At 63.6% G+C, this 22,270-nt stretch carries 16 protein-coding genes; 1 reads left to right on the top strand and 15 read right to left on the bottom strand.

Features of this window, described 5'->3' with window-relative positions:
- The first annotated feature begins 32 nt into the window (after positions 1 to 32).
- A complete protein-coding gene (locus ACZ92H_RS11625) occupies positions 33 to 1,298 on the top strand; it encodes a DUF6445 family protein (RefSeq protein WP_465049438.1) in 1,266 nt (421 codons plus the stop codon).
- 131 nt (positions 1,299 to 1,429) lie between these two features.
- Here the strand turns inward: ACZ92H_RS11625 and ACZ92H_RS11620 are convergent, their stop codons facing one another.
- The 15 genes from ACZ92H_RS11620 to ACZ92H_RS11550 form a co-directional block, all read right to left on the bottom strand.
- The gene (locus ACZ92H_RS11620) at positions 1,430 to 2,371 is read right to left on the bottom strand and encodes a LysR family transcriptional regulator (RefSeq protein ID WP_035823672.1); all 942 of its coding nucleotides are present in this window, start codon (positions 2,369 to 2,371) and stop codon (positions 1,430 to 1,432) included.
- Positions 2,372 to 2,464: 93 nt separating this feature from the next.
- On the bottom strand, positions 2,465 to 3,442 hold the full coding sequence (locus ACZ92H_RS11615) for a glycoside hydrolase family 43 protein (protein ID WP_465049436.1): 978 nt from the start codon (positions 3,440 to 3,442) through the stop codon (positions 2,465 to 2,467).
- 4 nt (positions 3,443 to 3,446) lie between these two features.
- Positions 3,447 to 4,421, bottom strand: a complete 975-nt coding sequence (gene yjfF / locus ACZ92H_RS11610) for a galactofuranose ABC transporter, permease protein YjfF (RefSeq protein ID WP_465049435.1) — start codon at positions 4,419 to 4,421, stop codon at positions 3,447 to 3,449.
- A complete protein-coding gene (locus ACZ92H_RS11605; protein ID WP_465049434.1) occupies positions 4,418 to 5,509 on the bottom strand; it encodes an ABC transporter permease in 1,092 nt (363 codons plus the stop codon). The genes yjfF and ACZ92H_RS11605 overlap by 4 nt, the downstream gene beginning before the upstream one ends.
- Complete coding sequence (locus ACZ92H_RS11600; protein ID WP_465049433.1) at positions 5,506 to 7,059, bottom strand: sugar ABC transporter ATP-binding protein; 1,554 nt, start codon at positions 7,057 to 7,059, stop codon at positions 5,506 to 5,508. Before ACZ92H_RS11600 ends, ACZ92H_RS11605 begins: the two co-directional genes overlap by 4 nt.
- A 9-nt stretch (positions 7,060 to 7,068) precedes the next feature.
- Positions 7,069 to 8,043: an ABC transporter substrate-binding protein gene (locus ACZ92H_RS11595; RefSeq protein WP_131374628.1), complete on the bottom strand. Its 975-nt coding sequence runs from the start codon at positions 8,041 to 8,043 to the stop codon at positions 7,069 to 7,071.
- Positions 8,044 to 8,220: 177 nt separating this feature from the next.
- On the bottom strand, positions 8,221 to 10,587 hold the full coding sequence (locus tag ACZ92H_RS11590) for a beta-L-arabinofuranosidase domain-containing protein (protein WP_465049432.1): 2,367 nt from the start codon (positions 10,585 to 10,587) through the stop codon (positions 8,221 to 8,223).
- A gap of 9 nt (positions 10,588 to 10,596) precedes the next feature.
- Positions 10,597 to 11,634, bottom strand: coding sequence for an arabinan endo-1,5-alpha-L-arabinosidase (locus ACZ92H_RS11585; protein WP_465049431.1), 1,038 nt, complete (start codon positions 11,632 to 11,634; stop codon positions 10,597 to 10,599).
- A 23-nt stretch (positions 11,635 to 11,657) separates the two neighbouring features.
- Positions 11,658 to 13,214 carry a glycoside hydrolase family 43 protein gene (locus tag ACZ92H_RS11580; RefSeq protein WP_465049430.1) on the bottom strand — a complete coding sequence of 519 codons (1,557 nt, stop codon included), beginning with the start codon at positions 13,212 to 13,214 and terminating at the stop codon, positions 11,658 to 11,660.
- A gap of 94 nt (positions 13,215 to 13,308) precedes the next feature.
- On the bottom strand, positions 13,309 to 14,853 hold the full coding sequence (locus ACZ92H_RS11575; protein ID WP_465049429.1) for an alpha-N-arabinofuranosidase: 1,545 nt from the start codon (positions 14,851 to 14,853) through the stop codon (positions 13,309 to 13,311).
- Between the two features lie 16 nt (positions 14,854 to 14,869).
- A complete protein-coding gene (locus ACZ92H_RS11570) occupies positions 14,870 to 16,789 on the bottom strand; it encodes a glycoside hydrolase family 97 protein (protein ID WP_465049428.1) in 1,920 nt (639 codons plus the stop codon).
- A gap of 201 nt (positions 16,790 to 16,990) precedes the next feature.
- Positions 16,991 to 17,758 carry an SDR family NAD(P)-dependent oxidoreductase gene (locus tag ACZ92H_RS11565; RefSeq protein ID WP_131374636.1) on the bottom strand — a complete coding sequence of 256 codons (768 nt, stop codon included), beginning with the start codon at positions 17,756 to 17,758 and terminating at the stop codon, positions 16,991 to 16,993.
- A 138-nt stretch (positions 17,759 to 17,896) separates the two neighbouring features.
- Entirely contained in the window at positions 17,897 to 19,474 is a 1,578-nt protein-coding gene (locus tag ACZ92H_RS11560; RefSeq protein ID WP_465049427.1) for an aldehyde dehydrogenase (NADP(+)), read from the bottom strand.
- Positions 19,471 to 20,463, bottom strand: coding sequence for an AraD1 family protein (gene araD1, locus ACZ92H_RS11555; protein WP_465049425.1), 993 nt, complete (start codon positions 20,461 to 20,463; stop codon positions 19,471 to 19,473). Before araD1 ends, ACZ92H_RS11560 begins: the two co-directional genes overlap by 4 nt.
- Positions 20,464 to 20,475: 12 nt before the next feature.
- Complete coding sequence (locus ACZ92H_RS11550; RefSeq protein ID WP_131374642.1) at positions 20,476 to 22,218, bottom strand: IlvD/Edd family dehydratase; 1,743 nt, start codon at positions 22,216 to 22,218, stop codon at positions 20,476 to 20,478.
- Between the last annotated feature and the right edge of the window lie 52 nt (positions 22,219 to 22,270).

Here is a 22,270-nt window from a genome sequence, read left to right as displayed (position 1 = left end):
CACTGTTCGCCACATTGCATCGGGATCGTGACATGGGCGAACAGACACTGGCGGAACAACAGCTGGCCAAGGGCCGGCAACTGCAGCAGCAAGGCAGGCTGATCGAGGCGATCAACGCCTACCAGGCTGCCTTTAAACAGGACCCGGCCCTGGCCGAAGCCCAGCATTTCCAGGGCCTGGCGATGCTGGAACTGGGCCAGGGCACCATCGGCCTGGGCCTGCTAAAGCTGTCGCTCAGGCAGCAGCCGGAGAACGCCCTGTTCCACTACAACCTGGGCAACGTGCTGCGCGGCACGGACAGCGAGGCGGCGCTGGCCAGCTACGCCACGGCGGCGCGGCTGGCGCCGCACGAGCACGACTTCGCCGTCAGCCATGCGGAATTGCTGCTGGGTAAACAGCGGCTGATGGAGACCATCGCCGAACTGGAACGTGCCCACGCCCTGCGGCCACAGCGCTGGCAAACCCTGCAAGGCCTGGCCGAGCTGTACTACCGCACGGGACAGCAGGAACGGGCTTTGGCCCGCTACGCGCAAGCGCTGGCGCTGCATCCGGCGCTGGCGCAGACGTGCCGCATCGGCTTTGCCAGCCCGCAAGCCGGGCACGCCGAAACGTTGACGCCGCTCAACGTCGAGCCAACGCTGCACGACTTTATCCGCGAAACGGATCTGCACATCCTCGACGACTTCCTGCCCGACCCGGCCGCCTGGAGGGCGCAGGCGCTGGCCTTGCCGTTCGAACAGCAGCGCTATGCGGGACAGAACTACCCGGGCAGCCAGACGGCGGGCCAGCCCTGCCAGGCCATCATGGAGCGCATCGCCACGGCGCTGGGCCGCCCCATCCGCTTCATCTCGCCCGACAACGGCTCCTGCCGCCTCAGCTATGCGGACGCCATGGCGCGCACGGATATCCACGTGGACAATGAGACGGGCAACAATTTCAATTTCTATGCGGGCGTGCTGTACTTGAACCCGCCCGAACAGTGCCAGGGCGGCACCACCTTCTGGCGCCACCTGCCCAGCGGCTGGTACCGGCGACTGCCGGAAGCGGACGTGAAGGCGGGCGGCTACGCCAGCTTCAAGGATTTCCAGAAACGCTGGCTGCCGAACAGCAAAGTGCAGAAATTCAACGACTTACAGGAACAGCGCGACAGTTGGCAAGCCCTGCTGGAAGTACCCATGCGCCACAACCGCCTGATCGTCTACAAGGGCCATTATTTCCACTCGATCAGCAATGTGTTTGGCGCAACGCCGGAGGATGGCCGGCTGGTGCAGCTGTTCTTTTTTGAAGTGCCCGATTAATTGGCAATAAAAATCGCCGAAGTTGGTGACGGCGCCGAAGAAAATGTTCAGGGCCAGGCGCCGTGCCGCAGGCAGTACGAATCTACGCCAAGCCGCGGCAACAATGCCCTGGACGGTTTATCGGGTGATCGTCAATACATGTCGGCGGCCGTGGCGCGGACTGCCTTGAGCAGCATGTCCGCCCCCGGCGACAGCAGATGATCCTGCTGGCGGATGATGCCGAACGCATCCATCTTGCACGGCAGTTCGATGGGCAAGATGCTCAGCACGTTCAGCGATTCGTAGTAATGGGCCACTTCCGTCGGCATCACGTGCAGGGAATCCGTTTGCTGCAGCAATGATGTGATCAACAGCAAGGCCGTCGTGTCGACCACGTCCACGGGCGGCTCCAGGCTGGCGCGGCGGAACATCATGTCGAAGCGGTGGCGCAGGATGCTGCCCTGCGGCGGCAGTATCCACGGCTGGCCCGCCAGGTCCTTCAATTGCAGATTCTTGCGCGACAGCAGCGGGTGGCCATTGCGCGCCACGGCGCTGGCTGGCTCTTCCGTCAATTCCTCGTAGATAAGGCCGGCGCTGCTTTCCTTTTCCAGGATGCGCCCGATCATGAAGTCCAGGGTGCCATGCTGCAGCATGTCCATCAGGGTATTACTGTGCTCCAGGTGCACGCCGATGCGCATCAAGGGCGCCTGCTGCTTGATGCGGGCGATGGCGCGCGGCAGCAGGGCCATGGCCGGCGTCATGATCACCCCCACTTCCACCTGGCCCGTCAAACCCGACTTCAGGGCCACGATGTCGTCATGCGCCAGCGACAGGCTCGTCAGCGCCATGCGGGCGTGGCGTATCATCGTCTCGCCGTAGATGGTCGGTTCCATGCCGCGTGGCAGCCTGTCGAACAGGCGCACGTCGAGCATCTCTTCCAGGTCCTTGATTTGCTTGGACGCGGCCGGCTGCGTCATGTGCAATTCTTCCGCCGCGCGGTGGATGTTGCGCTGCTCGTCAAGGGCGATCAGCAGCAGCAATTGCCGCGTCTTCAGGCGGGCTCGCAAGAACCAGTTGGGGTTGAGGGTATCCATGAATAAATCATATCATGATCGATATCAGTTTCTGGCTGATATCGATATTATAGATATCGCTGTGTCTCCTTTTTGTGTGTCGTCAAGCAGCGATCAGGATGCCTTGCAGTCGGCGCTCGGATTGGCGGCCGGGCCCTGCTGCGTCTGGTGGATGAACTCGATGGTGCCGTCCGGCTTGTACTTCAGCTCTTCCACGGCCACGGAACGGCGGTACTCGCCGCCGCCGGGCAATTTATCGTTGTGATAGAAGATGTAGGACTTGCCGTTGAACTCGATGATGGCCTGGTGGATGGTTTTCACGATGGCGTTCTTGTCCATGATGGTGCCGCGGAAATGCCACGGCCCCGTGGGCGTCGGTCCCGTCGAATACGCCGTTTCTTCCGGGAAGTTGCGCGAGTACGACAAGTAATACGTGCCGGCATGCTTGTGCATATAGGCCGCTTCCGTGAACGCATCCATGCCGAAGGTCAGGATCGGGCCGTCCAGCTCCGTCATGTTGGCTTTCAGCTTGGCGTACTTCAAGACCGTGTTGCCCCAGTAAATGTAGGCCTGGCCATCCGTGTCGATGAAGACGGCCGGGTCGATATCGTCCCACGGGATCGCCGTCTGCTTCGTCATGTCGTTCGTGATCAGGGCGCTGCCGCGCGCGTCGACGAAGGGCCCCGTCGGACTGTCGGACACGGCCACGCCGATAGCCTTGCCGGGGATGGTCTTGTGGTCGACGGTGGAGTAAAAATAATACTTGCTGCCGCGCTTGACGATGTCGCCGGCCCAGGCATCCTTGCCGGCCCACGCGAAGGTCGAGTAGCGCACGGGCGAGCCGTGATCCGTCCAGTTCGCCATGTCGCAGGAGGAATACACGCGCCACTCGTTCATGCGGTAATCCGTGTCCGTGGCGCTCGCTTCATCGTGGCCGACGTACAGGTAGACGCGGCCATTGTCGACCAGGGCGGCCGGATCGCCCGTGTAGATGTTTTTCACGATGGGGTTGGCTGCCTGCGCGCCAAATGGGGCACAGGCGAGCGCTGCCGCCATGCCGATGGCTGCGGCAAGTGTGTGTTGCTTCAACATAAGGTTAACTCCCGTTGGTATTTTTCTGGCCCATGGCCATCAGCCTTTGCACGACGCAAAAGACGAACAGCAGGCCGCCGATGACGATCTTGGTCCACCACGAACTGAGCGTGCCGTCGAAGGCGATCAGGGTCTGGATGGTGCCCAGCACCAGCACGCCGGACAAGGCGCCCGCCACGTAGCCGTAGCCGCCGCTGAGCAGGGTGCCGCCGATGACGACGGCGGCGATGGCGTCCAGTTCCGTGCCTTGCGCATGCAAGCCATAGCCGGACAGCATGTAGAACGAAAACAGCACGCCGCCCAGCGACGCGCAAAAGCCGCTGAAGGCGTAGATCAGCACCTTGGTGCGGCCCACTGGCAAACCCATCATCAAAGCCGACTGTTCATTGCCGCCGATCGCATACACGGCGCGGCCAAACGGCGTGACGTGCGCCAGCCAGATGGCCAGCAGCAAGGTTGCCACGGCGATGACAACGCCGGGCGAGACGAAGCCGCCCAGGAATTGCAATTGCGTCTGCGACATGGCGACGAACAGCGGATCGTCGATGGTGATGGAATTGATGCTGATCAAGTAGCACAGGCCCCGTGCCAGAAACATGCCGGCCAGGGTAACGATGAAGGGCTGCAACTTGAAATAATGGATCAGCGCGCCCATGCTGGCGCCAAACACGGCGCCCAGCGCCAGCACGGTGGCGATCACCAGGGTCGGCGGCCAGTGCGCCACGTTCAGCAGCCAGGCGGCGATCATGGTCGACAGCGCCAGCACGGAACCGACGGACAGGTCGATGCCGCCGGAAACGATGACGAAGGTCATGCCGACGGCGATCACCAGCAGGAAAGCGTTATCGATCAGCAGGTTGAAGATCACCTGCGTCGACAGCAGGCCCGGGTAGGCGGCGCCACCGAGCCCCAGCATCACCACCAGCAGCAGGACGGTGACGAGCGAGGTGAAATACGGGGTGTGCAGCAAGCCCTTCATGCTTTTCTCCGATGCAGCAATTGCTTGAATTCCGACGACTGCGACAGGCAGACGAGGAAGACGACGACCGACTTGACGACCATGTTCACTTCCGGCGGCACGCCCAGCGAATAGATGGTGTAGGTCAGGGTCTGGATGATGAGGGCGCCGATCATGCTGCCCACCAGGCTGAACTTGCCGCCGGCCAGCGAGGTGCCGCCCAGGGTCACGGCCAGGATGGCATCGAGTTCCAGCATCAGGCCCGCATTGTTCGCGTCCGCGCTCTTGATGTTCGAGCTGATCATCAACCCCGACAGGCCCGCGCAGGCGGCGCAAAAGACGTAGACGAAAAAGATCAGGGTCGCCGTCCTGATGCCCGCCAGGCGCGCGGCGACAGGGTTGATGCCGACGGCCTGGATGAACAGGCCCAGGGCCGTCTTGCGCATCAGCACGGCCGTGATGAGGAACACGGCCGCCACGAGGAACAGCGAGAACGGCAAGCCGAACAGATAGCCGCTGCCGATGAAGAAGAAAGGCTGGTAGTAGACGGTGACGATCTGGCCATCCGTCAGCAGCTGCGCCAGGCCGCGCCCGGCCACCATCAGGATCAGGGTGGCGACGATGGGCTGCAAACCCAGGCCCGCCACCAGCACGCCGTTCCAGGCGCCGCACAGCAGGGCCGCGCCCAGGGCCGCCGCCAGGGCCCAGCCCATGGGAATGTTGCTCACGTAGGTGGGCACGCCGTTGTCCATCACCATGGTGCCGCCGATCAGCATGGCGGCCACGGTGCCGGACAGGGCCACGACGGCGCCCACGGAAATATCGATGCCCCGCGTGGCGATGACGAGGGTCATGCCCAGGGCCGCCAGCATCAGCGGTGCGGCACGGTTGACGATGTCGATCACGCTGCCGTACAAATGGCCGTCACGCACTTCCAGATGGAAAAAGCCGGGGATGGCGAAGAAATCGACCAGCAGCAGCAAGAACAGCGCGGCCACGGGCCGGCTCAGGGGGTGATGCAAAACGGTATGCACTATGGAAGAATCCGTGGTGGAGGCCGCCCGCGGTGCCTTGATAGGCGCTGCGGGCGACGGTGTGGTCATGCTCATGCTGTCTCTCCGGCAATGACTTGCAGCACGGAGCTATCGTCCAGTTCGCCACGCGCATAGTCGCCGCACGCCTTGCGGTCGCGCATGACCAGAATGCGGTCGCTGCAGCGCAGCACTTCCGGCAGTTCGGACGAGATGAACAGGATGGCCATGCCCTTGCGGCACAGCTTGCTGACATAACTCATGATTTCCTGCTTGGCGCGCACGTCGATGCCGCGCGTGGGTTCGTCCAGGATCAGCATGGCGGGCGATGTCACCAGCCAGCGCGCCAGCAAGGCTTTCTGCTGGTTGCCGCCCGACAGGCTGCCGATGGGCGTCTCGATGCTGGCCGTCTTGATGCCCAGCGCTTTCACATACTCGTCGGCCAGCGCCTGCTGGCGTTTAAAGGGAATGGCGCGCAGCAAGCCCGTGCGGGCCTGCAAGGCCAAAATAATGTTTTCGCGCACGGACAGCGACAAAATCGCCCCTTCGTGCTTGCGGTCTTCCGAGCAAAAACCGATGTCGGCCGCGATGGCGTCGCGCGGCACGTGGAAGTGGCGCGGCTTGCCCTGCACGGTGATCGTGCCCGAGTCCGCCTTGTCGGCGCCGAACAGCAGGCGCGCCAGTTCCGTGCGACCCGAACCGAGCAAGCCTGCCAGGCCCAGCAATTCACCCTGGCGGATGTGGAAATCCATGGGCAGCAAGGCGCCCTTGCGACCCAGTCCCCGTGCTTCGAGCACGGTGGCACCGACGCTGGCGGCGCCCGCTTCCTGCGCCAGGTCCAGCGCTTGCTCCTGCGTATCGGCTGCCACGCCGATCATCTTGTTCACCAGCGCCAGGCGCGACAGTTCACTGCACGCGTATTCGCCTTCCCGCTCGCCATTGCGCATGACGGTGATGCGGTCGGAAATGGCGTAGGTCTGGTCGAGGAAGTGCGTCACGAAGAGGATCGCCATGCCCTGCTCGCGCAAACGGCGCAGCACGGAAAACAGCAGGTTGACTTCCGCCTCGTCCAGGCTGGACGTGGGTTCGTCGAGGATCAGCACGCGGGCCGAAATGTTCAGCGCGCGCGAGATGGCCACCATTTGCTGGATGGCCAGCGGAAAACTGGACAGCTGCGCCGTGACATCGATATCGATCTGCAATTGAAGCAGCAAGGCACGCGCCTGCTGCTGCATGGCGCGCCAGTCTATCGGGCCAAAGGGGGCGCCGAAACGGCGCGGATAGCGGCCGATAAAAATGTTTTCCGCCACCGACAGGTTCGGACACAGATTGACTTCCTGGTACACGGTGCTGATGCCGAGCGCCTGCGCATCCGACGTGGAGGCGGGTGCGATGGGCTGGCCGTCTAGCAGGATCTGGCCGCTGTCGGGCGTGTAGACGCCCGTCAGTACCTTGATCAAGGTCGATTTGCCGGCGCCATTTTGCCCCATCAGGGTATGCACTTCGCCCGGATACAGGCGCAGGGCGACATTGCTGAGGGCTTTGACGCCGGGAAAGGATTTACTGATGCCGCGCAACTCCAGCAAGGGAGCTGGCGCGGCGTCGTGATGCGCTTGCGTATTCATCATGCGGCAAGCTTAGTATTTACGGTTAGGAAATTCCTTGGCGGCCACCTCGGCAGGGAACACGCCTTCCACCGTCGTGATGCGCGCCGGCACGGGCTTGCCGGCCACCACATCGCGCGCCACCGACATCAGTTGCGGGCCCAGCAATGGACTGCATTCCACGGTGACATTCAGCTTGCCGGCGATCATCGCTTCGAACGCGCCTTTGACGCCATCGATGGAAATGATGATGATGTCCTTGCCCGGCTTCATGCCCGCTTCCTCGATGGCCTGGATGGCGCCGATGGCCATGTCGTCATTGTGGGCGTACAGCACGTTGATCTTCTTGCCTTCCGCCTTCAGGAACGCTTCCATCACTTCCTTGCCCTTGGCGCGCGTGAAGTCGCCCGTTTGCGAACGGATGATCTTCATCTTCGGGTTCTTGCCCACTACTTCCAGGAAGCCCGCCTTGCGGTCGATGGCGGGCGCGGAACCGACCGTGCCCTGCAGCTCGACGATGTTCAGGGTCGCATCCGGGGTTTTCTTGGCGTAATCGAGCAGCCACTGGCCGGCGCGGCGGCCCTCTTCCACGAAGTCGGAACCGATGAAGGTCACGTACAGCGATTTATCCGCCACGTTGACGGCGCGGTCCGTCAGGATGACGGGAATCTTGGCAGCCTTGGCTTCGCGCAGCACGGTATCCCAGCCCGACTCGACGACGGGCGAGAAGGCGATGACGTCGACTTTTTGCGCGATGAAGGAGCGCAGCGCCTTGACCTGGTTTTCCTGCTTTTGCTGCGCATCGGCAAATTTCAAGGTGACGCCATCTTTCTTGGCAGCATCTTTGATGGAGACGGTATTGGCAGTGCGCCACTCGCTCTCGGCGCCCACCTGCGAAAAGCCCATGACCAGGGGCTTGGCGGCAAACGCGGACGAGGTGGCGAAGGTGCTGGCGGAAGCGGCCAGCAGCATGGCGCTGGCGAGGAGGGTGCGGCGTGTCAATGTCATTCTTGTCTCCAGTTTTTATTGGAATACCATCACAGCCGGATGCCGGATGGGCGGTTTTTTATGAACCCATGGTAGGAGAAAGCCACATAGCCATCCAATCAATTCTTTTTCGCTTGCGATACCGATTTGCGTATCGCTTGACGGCTGCCGTGGCTTTCCCCCGGGCGTGCTTTCCTGTCAGCGCAGCAGGCGCAGCCCGTACAGGCCGCCGGCCACGCTATCCTTGCCGGCAACAAATTTCACGACGAGCTTGCCCTTGGCGGCCGCCACCAGGGCCGCGGGGATGGCAATGTCTACCGTATGCAGTTCCTGCGGTGCATCGGCCGCCACGGCCACCGTCTGCAGCGGCGTGCCATTCACCAGCACGTCGAAGACGCGCCCCGCGTCCAGCGTGGACAGGGTCAGGCGCAAGGTTGTCGCCTCGCCCTGCGGGTCGTTCAAGTCATAGCTGAACCAGCCTGTCGCATGGCGCCAGTGCATGCCCTTGTTGACGCCATTCTCTCCGCCCTCGGCCTTGAAGAAATGGTCCGATTCCGGCTGCTGCTGCCCGGGCGCCACCTGGTCGATGGTTTGCGCATCCAGAGCCAGGCGCTGCGCTTCCGCCTGGCGCGTGCTTTCCTGCAGCTGCGCCAGGTTGGCGGGCGTGGACACGGGCCAGTACAGCATGTAGCGCGCATCGTGCAGGCGGAAGAAGGGAATCAGCCGCAAGGTGGCCGCATCCTTGCCCTGGATCAAGCCGGGTGCCGTAAACGTCAGCGGCTGGCCCTTCACGGGCTTGATCTTGTGCATGAAATCCTTGGTGTCGCTGACGAACAGGGGCGACGATTCCAGCGGGCACACTTGGCCCTGGGCGATATGGCCCATGCGCGAGTCGTCGGCAAAATAATTCAGCGCTTCATTGGCGAACGGCTGCGTCTTGGCGGCCAGCACGATGGGGCCATGCAGCACGGCATAGTAATTCGACTGGTCCGGCATCTGCTCCAGGCGCGTGCTCATCGGCAAGATCACGTCGAGCGTATCGCCCTGCTTCCAGGCGCGCGTGATGGTCACGTACTCGCCCGGCACGCCCTGCACGCGCAGGGCCTTGCCATTGAGCTTCAGGCCCAGCTTGCCCTTCGCCACCCACTGCGGGTAGCGGATCTTCATGCTGAGCGTCTTCTTGCCCGCGAACTGGCTCAGCGTGATGCGCGTCGTGTCCCGGTCGGGGAACTGGGTCGACTGGACGATCCTGACGCCCTGCTCTTTCCACTCCAGGGTGGACGCCATGAACAGGTTCACGTACAGGGCCTCGCCCTCGTGCGCGTAGATGAACTCGCCATACTTGGCCTGGCTTTCGATGCCGGAACCCACGCAGCACCACATGCCCTTGTCCACTTCCGAATACACGCGGTAGTGATTCGGCCGCATGGGCGTGAAATACACGAAGCCGCCCGTGCCGGGGCGCTGCGACGACAGGATATGGTTGTACAGCGCGCGCTCGTAGTAATCCGCGTATTTCACCTGTTCGTCGCGCTGGAACAATTGCTCGGTGAGCTTGAGCATATTGTAGGTGTTGCACGTTTCCGGCCCTTCGACTTCCTCCACCATCGAGGAAAAGTCGTGTTCGTCGTGAAAATGTTCCTTGACACTGTTGCCGCCGATGGCCACCGTGCGCTTGTCGTGCACGGTTTGCCAAAAGAATTGCGCCGCCTGCTGCCAGTCGCGCCGGCCTGTCAGCGTACCGATGCGCTCGAAACCGATGACTTTCGGGATTTGCGTATTCGCATGCAGGCCCGTCAGCTTGTCCTGGCGGGCCGCCAGCGGCTGCAGAATCGCCTGGTGCGAGAAGCGCACGGCCAGGTCCATGTAGCGCTGCTCGCCCGTCATCGCGTAGACGTCCGCCAGCACTTCATTCATGCCGCCGTGCTCGGCGCGCAGCATGGCCTGCATCTGCGCGTCGGAAAGCGAGGCCGACAGTTTCACGGCCCAGTCCGACAAGGCGATCAGCATGCCCTTCGCCTCCTCGCTGCCCGCCTGCTGGTAGGCGTCGCGCAAGCCCGCGTACACCTTGTGCAGGTTGTACCACGGCACCCACTTGCCATTGACGGAAAAAGTGTCGGCCTGCATCTCGCCCCGGGCCACGGCTTGCCAGGCGGCGCTGCCGTCGGGAATGCCGCCCAGGTAGCCATTGCCGTTGGCGTCCTGGCATTTCTTCAGTTCCGCCAGCACGTAATCGAGGCGCGCGCGCACTTGCGCGTCGCCCGTGGACGCGACCATCAGGGCCAGCGCCGACAGGTAATGCCCGCCCATGTGGCCGTCGAGACCCGTCGCTTCCCAGTTGCCATAGCTGGGCTGCGGCTGCGGCAGTCCCGCCTCGCGGCGGAACGGCGCCAGCAATTTATCCGGGTCGAAGGCCATCAGGTAATGCAGGTCCGTCGTCTGTGCATCGAGAAACGGTCCCGCACCGAGGCGCACGGACGAAAGGGGAAACAGCTCGGCCGCCTGCAGCGGCGGCGTGGCCAGGCCGCCGGCGGCCAGCGCCAGCATCAACACGGTTTTTTTCACAATGCGTCCTTACGGTTTGGCGGCAGCGGCGGGCAACTGGCGGCTCTGGTAGCGGTTCAGGTCGCGCGGATCGACGTGCGGCCAGCCATCCTTGTCCCACGTCATGGGCATGATCTTGAGTTTCTGCAAGTAGTCATCCGCCGTTTCGTAGGCGTGCAGCACCAGGTAATCCTTGCCGTCGAAGGTATAGGCGCTGTTGTGGCCCAGGCCCTTCCAGTCCTTGTCGCCTTGCAGCACCACCGTGCCGCCGCCCTGCGCCATGTCGCGGCCATCCTTGTCCAGGTACGGCCCCGTCACGCTCTTGGCGCGCCCGACGGCCAGGTGATAGGTGCTGTCGGCTTTCTTGCAGCACAGGCCCCACGAAACGAAGAGGAAATAATCGTCGCCGCGCTGGAAGATGAACGGTGCTTCGATTTCCTCGGGCGCCGGCTTGAATTCGCCCGCGCGCGGCGGCAGCGGCATCCGGCGCGCCAGCGCATGCCATTCTTGCGGTTCGGCAATCGTTTTCCAGTCGGGATTCAGCTTCACCAGCTTGATGCCGTTCCAGAACGAACCGAACGACATCCACGGCGTGCCCTGCTTGTCCGTGACGATGTTCGAATCGATGGCGTTCCACTCGTCGCGCTCGGGCACCGATTGCAGCAGCATGCCCTGGTCGACCCAGCGGTAGTCGGGCGAGCGGGGATTCAGGGTGGCGTTGACGGTCACGCCAATACCGGAGGTGTTCTTGCCGAAGCCGGACACGGAGTAGTACAGGTAATATTTGCCGTTGTGGAACTGCACGTCGGGCGCCCAGATATGGTCGTCAAACGAGGGCGCGGCCGTCTTCGCCCACGTGGGCTGGCCGGCGAAGACGCGCCCTTCCGGCTGCCAGTCGACCATGTTCTTCGAGCTGTAGAAGGTGATGCCGGGCCCCGTGCTGTACAAATAATAGGTGTCGCCTTCCTTGGCCATCACGGGGTCGTGCACGCTCACTTGCGCGGCATGGCAGGACAGCGCCATCAGGGTGGCGGTAACGGCGGCCAGGCCGCGCTTGAGCGTTTGCATAATGATTCTCCTTGATTTTTACTTTATGTGCCCGTGCGGGCGCCCCACAGCGACACGCCGTCGGCCGACTGCGCCGTGAACGTGACGACGAAGGCTTGCGCATTGGCATTCCACTGGCGCGACAGCACGCCATTGAACAGGCCGCCGGACGCCAGGGTGATGGCGACCAGGTTGTTGCCCTGGTGCTGCCACGTGCCCGTCTGCGCCCCGCTGATCGTTCCATTGGCCTGCAGCGCGATACTTTGCGACAGCTTGAGCGCCGTGGAAATTTCCTTGCCATGGTTGATCAGTTGATAGCTGCCCGCCACCTCCGTGGCCGCCACCTGCGCCGCCAGCGGCGTGACGCTCTTGCTCAAGGGCACGTAACGGAACGGCGCCGCCACCAGCCAGCCATCGGCATTGATGAACAGCTCGTGCACGCGGATTTCGTGCAGCTCGCCCGTGTTCGGGAAGCGCGTATGAAAGATGAGGAAATACTGCTGCGTGGCGGCATCATAAAACGCTGAATTGTGTCCTGGCGACACATATCCCAGCGGCGTGCCCGTCTCACCTGTTGCCAGCGCGAATTGATGGTTGCCCATCAGCTTCTGGCCGTAAGGCGCGATGGACGCGTCGTCGAACAGGGGCAAGGCGGGATTCGACTTGACTTGCCGCATGTCCTTGCCCTTGGCGTCCACATACGGGCCGTCCGGATTGCGCGAGCGGGCCACGCGCATGTTGTAGGCGCCGTTCGCGTCCAGGCCGCCAAACGAGGTGAACAGGTAGTAATACTGCGTTTGCGGGCTGTACAGCACGTACGCGCCCTCGATGCGGCTATGGTTGCCGCCGATCACGTGCTTGCCATAGCCCTGCCCGGCGACGGGCAAGCCCGTGGCCGGGTCCATGGCCAGGATGAAGATGCCGCCCGAATACGAACCGTAGATCATCCACAGCTTGCCCGTGGCATCGCGGAAAGTGTTCGGGTCCACCACGTTCGGTTGCGTCAGGGCATCGTAGATGGTCACGCCATCTTCGCTGACCTGGCCCCACATGCCGGACTTCAGGAAAATCTTCTGGTTGACGTACGGGCCTGTGACCGCATCGGCCAGGGCCAGGCCCATGGCGGAACGGGGCGAATCGCCCTTGCAGCTGTTGTAATACATGGCGAACTTGCCATTGTCCAACTGGATCACGTCCGGCGCCCACAGTCCGGTCACTTGCGACCAGGCAAAGGTGTCGGCCAGGGCGCTGACGACATTGTTAAACAGGGGATTGCTGGCGTTGACGCCTTCGGCAATCTTGCTCCAGTTCATCAGGTCGGTGGACTTGGCGGCCGCCAGGTGCGAACCGAACACATAATAGGTATCGGCCACCTTGATGAGGGACGGGTCATGCACGGAGGCATTGATAAACGTGATGGCGCCTTGTACGGGGAGCACGACCTCGGGCGGCGTGACCACCGGCGGCACCACGGGCGGGACGACAGGGGGCACGACGGGCGGCGTGACGGACACGACGGGAACACTATCGGAACCGCCCCCGCCACAGGCGGCCAGGGCCATGGCGCTACCGAGCGCCAATACAGCTTCTCTTCTGTTCATGGAATACTTTCACTACAACGTGCAGCACGATGCGGCTGGCCGGCGCGGGAAGGCTCCCGCGCCGGCACAGAGTAGACAGCAGGAAGCCCGGCGCTTATTCGACGGCGACCACCACCACGGCCTTGGCCGGTACGGAGACGGTCAGCTTGCCGCCTTGCGCCTTGGCATTAAACGCCACCGGCTGCACGGCTTGCGGCTGCGCAAAGCTGTTGACGGAATCCATCTTGCCTGCGGTCAGCACCCGGCCATTCACGCTGGCCACTTTTTTGCCCGCCAGTGCCACGTTGACGTCGACGGCCTTGTGCGGGTTGGTGTTGACCAGGGACAGGTACACCTTGCCATCCTTGGCGCGCGCGGCCGAGGCGCTCACTTCAGGAATGCTGAACTTGCCCAGGCTGTACTTGCCATTGCCCTGGATAGCGACCGGTAACGAGGTGGCGTCCTGGAACGGCACGTACATCTGGAAGGCGTGATAGGTGGGCGTGAGGAAATACTTATCCTTGTCCGTGATGATCATGGCCTGCAGCACGTTGACCATTTGCGCAATATTCGTCATGCGCACCCTGTCCGCGTGCTCATGGAAAATATTGAAATTCAAGGCGGCGACGAGCGCATCGCGCAAGCTGTTTTGCTGGAACAAAAAGCCCGTGTTGGTGCCTGGCTCGACGTCGTACCAGGTGCCCCATTCATCGACGTACAAGCCGGTCTTTTTCGAGGGGTCGTTCTTGTCGATGGCGGCAAGATTGTTCTTGATCAAGCTATCGATGCGCAGGGCGCGGCTCAGGGTCGAGATCCATTCATCTTCGCCAAAGCCCGTGGCGGTGCCCTTCTTTTCCCACACGCCCGTCGGTACCGTGTAGTAGTGGAAACTGATGGCGTCCATCATGTTCGGCTTGATTTCGCGGCTCAGGGTGTCGGACCAGCTGATGTCGTCGTCATTGCCGCCGCTGGCGATGAATTTCGGCCGCGCGCTTTCCGGCGTCTTCATGAAGGTGTGGTAGTGCTTGTACAGGTCGGTGTAGTACTGCGGACGCATATTGCCGCCGCAACCCCAGGCTTCGTTGCCGATGCCAAAGTAATCGACTTTATACGGCTGCGCGCGGCCATTCTTGCGGCGCAGCTCGGCCAGGGTCGACTTGCTGTCCGAGGTCATGTATTCGAGCCATTCGGACATTTCCTGCGGCGTGCCGGAACCGAGGTTGCCATTGATGTAGGTCTGGGCGCCCAGCAGCTCGGCCAGGTCGAAGAATTCGTGCGTGCCGACGGCATTCGACTCTTCCACGCCGCCCCAGTTGGTGTTGACCTTGGTCGGGCGCTTGTCGCGCGCGCCAATGCCATCCTTCCAGTGGTATTCATCGGCAAAGCAGCCGCCCGGCCAGCGCACCAGCGGCACGTGCAGCTGCTTCAGCGCGCCCAGCACGTCGTTGCGCCAGCCCTTGGTGTTGGGAATCGGCGAATCCGGGCCCACCCACATGCCTTCGTAGATGCCCGTGCCCAGGTGCTCGGCGAACTGGCCGTACACGTTCTTGTTGATCACGGGACCCGGCTTGGCCACGTCGATGGTGACATTCACGGGGGCGGCGAAGGCGCTGCTGACGACCAGGCTCAAGGCCAGGATGCTGGTGTTGACGAGTTTCATGCTGTCTCCTGTTGTTTTAATTAAAGATTGCTACAAAGCCGCCATGCGGCTTGATCGTGATGACGGCCTTGCCAGCCGCAATTTCCTGCTGGCTGAATGCGCGCTCGCTGGCGCCGTCTGTGATGAGAGCGCCGCGCTTGCCTTCCAGGAAGGACAAGTCCACGGTGAAGGTCTGCGCGCTGGCCTGGGCATTGATGCCGGCCACGTACCAGCGCTCGCCTGCCTGGCGCGCCAGCATCAGGTACTGGCCGGGCATGCCATCGAGAAAGCGGCTGTCATCCCAGCTGCGCGGCAGTTCCTGCAGAAACGTTTTGACATAGGCAGGCACGCTGGCCATGCCGGCGGGCACTTCGGCAAAGTTCTGCACGCCCGACAGGAACAGCACGGACAGCGCCAGCTCAAAACCGTTGCGCGTGGCGCGGCGGATGTTGGGCACGTCGCCAAACACCATGGGCGTGAAATCCATGGGATCGAACAGGTTGCGCGCGAAGGGCAGCATGGCCGCATGGGCGGGCATGGCGTCCTGGTCGCGCTGTTCAAAAGTGGTAAATTCCAGTCCCTTGACGCCTTCGGCCGTCATCAGGTTCGGGTAAGTACGGGCCCAGCCGCGTGGCAAGGTGGCGCCATGGAAATTGACCAGCAAGCCATGTCGCGCCGCATCGTTCAAGATGCCCAAATAATAGGCAATCATCGACTGGCCATCGCCGGCAAAGAAATCCACCTTGATGCCCTTGATGCCCATGCCGGCCAGGCGCGCAAATTCCTGTTCACGCTGCGCATGGGTCAGCAGCTTGCCTTTCGGCGAATACGTCGTCTTGTTCCAGCTGCCCGAGGAGTTGTACCAGAGGAACAGCCCGACATTCTTGCTCGCCGCATACGCGGCCAGCTCGGCGATTTTGGCGTAGCCGATCTGGCGGTCCCAGTCCGCATCAACGAGCACGTAGTCCCAGTGCATGTCCGCCGCGTAATCGATGAACTGTTTCTGCACCGCATACACTGTGGCGTCATCCTTCAGCAAACCCCAGCTCCAGGCCGCATGGCCGGGCAGCACCTTGGCCGCATCGAAGGCGATGGCGGGCGCGGCCAGGTCGGTGCCCAGGGTGCTGTCCATGACGGTGGCCAGGCTGCCGATGGCCAGCACGCGCCACGGCGAGCGCAAGCCCGTGGCCGCCTGCGCCAGCAAGGCGCCGCCGGGCGCCACTTCGGCCGCCATCGGCGTGCCGATGCGGTAGACGCCGCCCCTCGATTGCGCCTGCAGGCGCGAGGCGTGGAAGCTGCCGTCCATGTCCGCTTCCGTCAGCGCCACCCAGGTGTCGCCCGACTTGAACAGGGCCGGGAAGACCCAGCCGGCCGCCAGCGGCGACGGCGTGCCCACGGGGATATCCATGCGGTAATGTTCTTCGTAGGCGGGATTGGTGTTCATCCAGCCCGTCTGCGCCACCTGCATCGGCTGCAGCCAGGCCCGCGTGGCGGGTGCAAAACTGAAGGCCGTGCTTTCCTGCAGCATGGCTCCGGCCGTGCCCGGCACCTGGCCCAGCACGTAGCGCAAGGCCACGCCATCGTTGGAGACGCGGAATACCACGTCCATGGCGTGCCCCTGCGCATTGTTCACCGTGAAGCGCTGCTCGTTGGCCGCGTAATCGATGACCCGGCGCTTGCCCGTGGCCATGGCATAGCGCTCGGCCACGGGCGTGACGGGCGAGGCGGCGCCCAGCGTCAGGCGGCGCGACAGGTCCAGGCCGGCAAACTGCAGGCCCAGGGTCGATGGCAGGATGACGGGCGTGCCCGCGCGCTGCACGGCATAGGTGACGGTGCCGGCAGGACCGGGCGCGACCTGGACGTGCAAGGTGCCGTCGGGACTTTTTAATGCCTGCGTGCCCTGCGCATTGGCGGCGCCGGTGCAAACGAGGGCGATGCTGCAAACGAGAAATTTCATGTTCAGCTTCCGGATGTGGCGATGCCTCTCCTGCCGCGGGGTTGGGGCGGCATGAGCGGTGCTGCAAAGGAGGTAGCGATTGGGCTGCGGAAAGGCCCGCAGCCGACAAAACGCCCAGGGCTAGGCGCAGAGGTCGAAGACAGTACGCAAGTACATCAGTACGATAACTTCTGACCCTGCAACAACGCCCTGGACGTTTTGTCAGACCCAGCCGGCGTCGACGATGAATTCCTGGGACGAGCACATGGCGCCGTCATCGGAAGCCAGGAACAGCACCATGGCGGCGATGTCCTGCGGCATCAATTTGCTCGGCAGGCACTGGCTTTTCTTGATTTCCACTTCCGCCGCGTCGTCGACCCACAGGTCGATCTGGCGCTGCGTCATGACCCAGCCCGGCGTGACGGTATTGACGCGGATGTTGTGCGCGCCGAAGTCGCGCGCCAGGCCCCGCGTCAGGCCGACGACGGCCGCCTTGGTGGTGGCGTACACGGGGTAGCCGCCCGACTTCATGTGCCAGGAAATCGAACTGACGTTGATGATGGAACCGCCGCCCCGGCGCTTCATGCCTTCAAAGACGGCCTGGCAAGTGAAGAACATCGGGCGCTGATTGATCGCAATGCGCTCGTTCCAGTATTCCAGGGTGACGTCCTGCGCCTGGTGGCGCTGGTCGTTGGCGGCATTGTTGACGAGGATATCAAAGTCGCCCAGCTTGCCTGCCAGGTCGGCCATGACGGCTTGCAGCGCCGGGATATCCGTGATGTCGCAATGGCGGAACAGGGGCGCAGCCAGGCCCGCTTCGGCCAGGCGGCGGCACAGGGCCTCGCTCGCTTCCACGGCGATATCGACAAACGCCACCAGCGCGCCCTGGGCGGCAAACTCCGCCACCAGGGATTCGCCGATGCCGCTGCCGCCGCCCGTGATGAACACGCGCTTGCCCTGCAAGCTGCCATATTTCGCCAATTGCTTCATTCTCGTCTCCACCTGTTTATTTTTTTATGCCTACCAATAAAAACCGTAGCGAGCGGCAGCGAGTTGTGGCCGAGACGCGGAACTGTGCGAATGCACAGTGAGCATCACAGGCCGCAAATCGCGACGCGCAGCAGGTTTTTACTCCTTGCCCAGCACGCCGTCCTTGCGGCGCCAGATACCCAGCGGATTATCGTCGCGCAAGGCTTCCGGCAGCAAGTCCTGCGGCAGGTTCTGGTACGACACGGGACGCAGGAAGCGGTTGATGGCCGCCGTGCCCACCGACGTGCTGCGGCCATCGGACGTGGCCGGGAACGGGCCGCCGTGCACCATGGCCGTCGACACTTCCACGCCCGTCGGGAAACCGTTGGCCAGGATGCGGCCCACGCGGCGTTCCAGCACGGGCAGCAAGCGGCGCGCGTCTGCCACGTCGCCCGCATCCATCTGCAGGGTGGCCGTCAGCTGGCCTTCCAGGCTTTCCGTGATCGCCAGCAACTGTTCCATGTCGCGGCACGCCACCAGCAGGGAGGCCGGACCGAAGACTTCGTCGCGCAGGTCGTGCTTGGCCAGGAAGGCCTCGCCCGAGGTGACAAACAAGGCCGCGGCGCCCTTGCCTTCTTCGCCCGTATTCTGCACCAGCGGCGTCACGTCCGCGTGCTGCGCCAGGGCGGCGACGCCCTTGGCATAGCTGCTGGCGATACCGGCCGTCAGCATGGTGGCGGCCGGCGCCGGCGCCAGCGCTTCGGCGGCGGCGGCGGCGAAAGCCGTGAAGTCGGCACCTTCCAGGCCCAGCACCAGGCCGGGATTGGTGCAGAACTGGCCCACGCCCATCGTCAGCGAGGCGGCAAAGCCGCTGGCGATGGCGGCGCCACGGGCGGCCAGCGCTTGCGGCAGCACGAAGACGGGATTGATGCTGCTCATTTCCGCATACACGGGGATAGGCTGCGGACGCTCGGACGCCACCTTCATCAGCGCGATGCCGCCCGAACGCGAGCCCGTAAAGCCCACGGCCTGGATGGCCGGATGGGCCACCAGGCCCTGGCCGATGCCGTTGCCCGTGCCGGTCAGCAAGGCGAACACGCCGGCCGGCAGCTTGCACAGGGCGATGGCCTTGACGATGGCGCGCGCCACCAGTTCCGACGTGCCCGGATGGGCCGAGTGGGCCTTCAGGACGACGGGGCAGCCGGCCGCCAGGGCCGAGGCCGTATCGCCACCGGCCACCGAGAAGGCCAGCGGGAAGTTACTTGCCGCGAAGACGGCGACGGGGCCCAGGCCAATCATGCGCAAGCGCAAGTCGGGGCGTGGCGGCGCGCGGTCCGGCAGCGGGCTGTCGATGCGCGCATCCGTCCACGAACCTTCGCGCAGCAAGCCGGCGAACAGTTTTAACTGACCCACCGTGCGGCCACGTTCGCCTTCCAGGCGCGCGCGCGGCAAGCCGCTTTCCGTCATGGCGCGCACGATCAGCTCGTCGCCCAGCTCGATGATTTGCGCGGCGATGGTGTCCAGGAAGTCGGCGCGCTCAAAGTCGCTGGTGGCGCGGAACGGGTCGAACGCGGCCTGCGCCAGGCGGCAGGCTTCGTCGATTTGGCTGGCGTCCACCATGTGGAAGGCTGGCGCGATGTGCGCGCGCGCGGCCGGGTCCCAGGCCTGGAAGGAACCGCCATTACCCTTGACGGCAACGCCGCCGATCAGTGCATCACCGGTGATAGGGAAACTCATAATGTGCTCACTTTCGCAAATTCGGTTGGGAAGATTTCGAGGCGGTTGCGCAAGGCAGGGCCAAAGGCCGGCGCTTCGATTTCAAAGGTTTCGCCCGGCGCCACGCTGACGCCATCGGCAAAGCTCAGGGTGGCCGTGCCAAAGAAATGCACGTGCACGTCGCCGGGGCGCTTGAACAGCGGATACTTGAAGTGATGGTGTTCCAGGTTGGCGATCGTGTGCGACATATTGTTTTCGCCGCTGACGAAAGCTTTTTCCCAGCGCACCTTGCCATCCAAATCGAGCACGCGCGAGGCGCCGTCTATATGCGCCGGCAAGTCGCCCACCAGCAGGGCCGGGCCCACGCTGCACACGCGCAGCTTCGAGTGGGCCAGGTACAGGTAATTCTGGCGTTCCGTCACGTGGTCCGAGAATTCATTGCCGATGGCGTAGCCGACGCGGTAGGGCTGGCCGTCGTCGCCGATCACGTACAGGCCGGCGATTTCCGGCTCTTCGCCGCCATCGAGGGCAAAGTCCGGCATGCGCAGCGGCTGGCCGCTGGCGCGCACGATGGAGCCGTCGCCCTTGTAGAACCATTCCGGCTGGGCGCCGGCCGTGCCGGCGGCAGGCTTGCCGCCTTCCACGCCCAGGCGGAACATCTTCATGGAGTCGCTCAGGGATTCGGCGTCGCCGCCGATCTTCTTGTGCATGGCGTCGCGCGCGCCGGCACTGCCCAGGTGGGTCAGGCCCGTGCCCGTCACGTAGCAGTGCGCCTCGTCCGCGTGGTCCAGCGGCGCCAGCAAACGGCCGCCGGCGGCCACGTCCGCATAGGAATGCGTCGTGTTGCCGACCGTGGCGTTGACCAGTTCGGCCAGGCTGACCTTCTTGCGGATGGCGTCTTGCGCCAGCGCATACGTCGTGTTGTAGCCGTCGATGACGCGGATCACGTCGTCTTGCAGCAGGCCAACGAGGCGGCCGCCGTGTTCATTCGTAAATTGCAGCAACAGCATGGAATTCTCCGCTTAGTGTGAGTGGCGCGGCACGGCGGAACCGCGATTGCCGACCAGGAAGTCGAAATCGCAGCCTTCGTCGGCCTGCAACACGTGTTCGATGTACAGCTGCTGGTAGCCGCTCTTCGGCCCCGGCGCGCTGCCCAGTTCACGGGCCGCCAGGCGCTCGGCGATTTCCGCGTCGCTGATGTCGATATTTAAACTGCCGTTGTGGCAATCGAGGGCGATCATGTCGCCGTCGCGGACGATGCCCAGCGGGCCGCCGGCCATGGCTTCCGGCGCCACGTGCAGCACGACGGTGCCGTAGGCGGTGCCGCTCATGCGCGCATCCGAGATGCGCACCATGTCGGTGATGCCCTGCGCCAGCAGCTTCGGCGGCAAGCCCATGTTGCCCACCTCGGCCATGCCCGGATAGCCTTTCGGGCCGCAGTTCTTCATCACCAGCACGGAGTTCGCGTCCACGTCCAGCTCCGGATCGACGATGCGCGCCTTGTAATGCTCGAAATCTTCGAAGACGACGGCCTTGCCGCGGTGCTGCATCAGGTGCGGCGAGGCGGCAGACGGCTTCAGCACGGCGCCGCGCGGCGCCAGGTTGCCGCGCAGGACGCAGATGCCGCCATCGGCCAGCAGCGGGTTGTCCAAGGTGCGCACCACTTCATCGTTGTAGATGGGGGCTTCGACGCAGTTGTCCCACAGCGACTTGCCGTTGACGGTCAAGGCATTCTTGTGCGGCAGCAAGTCGCCTTCGCCCAGGCGGCGGATCACGGCCGGCAAGCCGCCCGCATAGTAAAACTCTTCCATCAGGAAACGTCCCGACGGCAGCAGGTCGACGATGGTCGGCGTGCCGCGGCCTACCTTGGTCCAGTCTTCCAGTTCCAGCGGGACGCCGATGCGGCCGGCAATGGCCTTCAAATGGATCACGGCATTGGTCGAGCCGCCGATGGCGGCGTTGACCTTGATGGCGTTTTCAAATGCTTCGCGCGTCAGCACTTTCGACAGACGCAGGTCTTCGTGCACCATCTCGACGATGCGGATGCCCGACATGTGCGCCAGCACGTAGCGGCGCGAATCGACGGCAGGGATGGCCGCGTTGTGCGGCAAGGACGTGCCCAGCGCTTCGGCCATGCTTGCCATGGTCGAGGCCGTGCCCATGGTGTTGCAGGTACCGGCCGAGCGCGACATGCCCGATTCGGCCGACATGAACTGGTGCAGGGTGATGGAGCCGGCCTTCATCTGCTCGTGCAGCTGCCACACGGCGGTGCCGGAACCGATGTCTTTGCCGTTCAGCTTGCCGTTCAGCATGGGGCCGCCGCTGACGACGATGGTGGGAATATCGACGCTGGCCGCGCCCATCAGCAGCGCCGGCGTGGTCTTGTCGCAGCCGACCAGCAGCACGACGGCGTCCATCGGATTGCCGCGGATCGACTCTTCCACGTCCATCGAGGCCAGGTTGCGCGTCAGCATGGCTGTCGGGCGCAGGTTCGACTCGCCATTCGAGAAGACGGGGAATTCAACGGGGAAACCGCCAGCTTCCAGGATGCCGCGCTTGACGTGTTCGGCCAGCTGGCGGAAATGCGCGTTGCAGGGGGTCAGTTCGGACCAGGTATTGCAGATGCCGATGATGGGCTTGCCGTGAAACTCGTGGTCAGGTATGCCCTGGTTTTTCATCCAGCTGCGGTACATGAAGCCGTTCTTGTCCTGCGAGCCGAACCACTCGGCGGAGCGCAGGGCAACTTTCTTTTTTGTCTCAGACATGCAATTCTCCTGGTTGTGCCATGCCGGATCTAATGTCGTCAGCCCGGGCAGC

This window comes from Janthinobacterium foliorum, assembly GCF_978021625.1.
The sequence above is the reverse complement of the archived record's forward strand: the minus strand, read 5'-3'. Positions and strand labels throughout refer to the sequence as shown.

Excerpts from the sequence above, each read along its gene's own strand:
- ACZ92H_RS11625 (WP_465049438.1), top strand. The coding sequence starts at position 33 with ATGGGCGAACAGACACTGGCGGAACAACAGCTGGCCAAGGGCCGGCAA.
- ACZ92H_RS11620 (WP_035823672.1), bottom strand. The coding sequence starts at position 2,371 with ATGGATACCCTCAACCCCAACTGGTTCTTGCGAGCCCGCCTGAAGACG.
- ACZ92H_RS11615 (WP_465049436.1), bottom strand. The coding sequence starts at position 3,442 with ATGTTGAAGCAACACACACTTGCCGCAGCCATCGGCATGGCGGCAGCG.
- yjfF (WP_465049435.1), bottom strand. The coding sequence starts at position 4,421 with ATGAAGGGCTTGCTGCACACCCCGTATTTCACCTCGCTCGTCACCGTC.
- ACZ92H_RS11605 (WP_465049434.1), bottom strand. The coding sequence starts at position 5,509 with ATGAGCATGACCACACCGTCGCCCGCAGCGCCTATCAAGGCACCGCGG.
- ACZ92H_RS11600 (WP_465049433.1), bottom strand. The coding sequence starts at position 7,059 with ATGATGAATACGCAAGCGCATCACGACGCCGCGCCAGCTCCCTTGCTG.
- ACZ92H_RS11595 (WP_131374628.1), bottom strand. The coding sequence starts at position 8,043 with ATGACATTGACACGCCGCACCCTCCTCGCCAGCGCCATGCTGCTGGCC.
- ACZ92H_RS11585 (WP_465049431.1), bottom strand. The coding sequence starts at position 11,634 with ATGCAAACGCTCAAGCGCGGCCTGGCCGCCGTTACCGCCACCCTGATG.
- ACZ92H_RS11580 (WP_465049430.1), bottom strand. The coding sequence starts at position 13,214 with ATGAACAGAAGAGAAGCTGTATTGGCGCTCGGTAGCGCCATGGCCCTG.
- ACZ92H_RS11575 (WP_465049429.1), bottom strand. The coding sequence starts at position 14,853 with ATGAAACTCGTCAACACCAGCATCCTGGCCTTGAGCCTGGTCGTCAGC.
- ACZ92H_RS11570 (WP_465049428.1), bottom strand. The coding sequence starts at position 16,789 with ATGAAATTTCTCGTTTGCAGCATCGCCCTCGTTTGCACCGGCGCCGCC.
- ACZ92H_RS11565 (WP_131374636.1), bottom strand. The coding sequence starts at position 17,758 with ATGAAGCAATTGGCGAAATATGGCAGCTTGCAGGGCAAGCGCGTGTTC.
- ACZ92H_RS11560 (WP_465049427.1), bottom strand. The coding sequence starts at position 19,474 with ATGAGTTTCCCTATCACCGGTGATGCACTGATCGGCGGCGTTGCCGTC.
- araD1 (WP_465049425.1), bottom strand. The coding sequence starts at position 20,463 with ATGCTGTTGCTGCAATTTACGAATGAACACGGCGGCCGCCTCGTTGGC.
- ACZ92H_RS11550 (WP_131374642.1), bottom strand. The coding sequence starts at position 22,218 with ATGTCTGAGACAAAAAAGAAAGTTGCCCTGCGCTCCGCCGAGTGGTTC.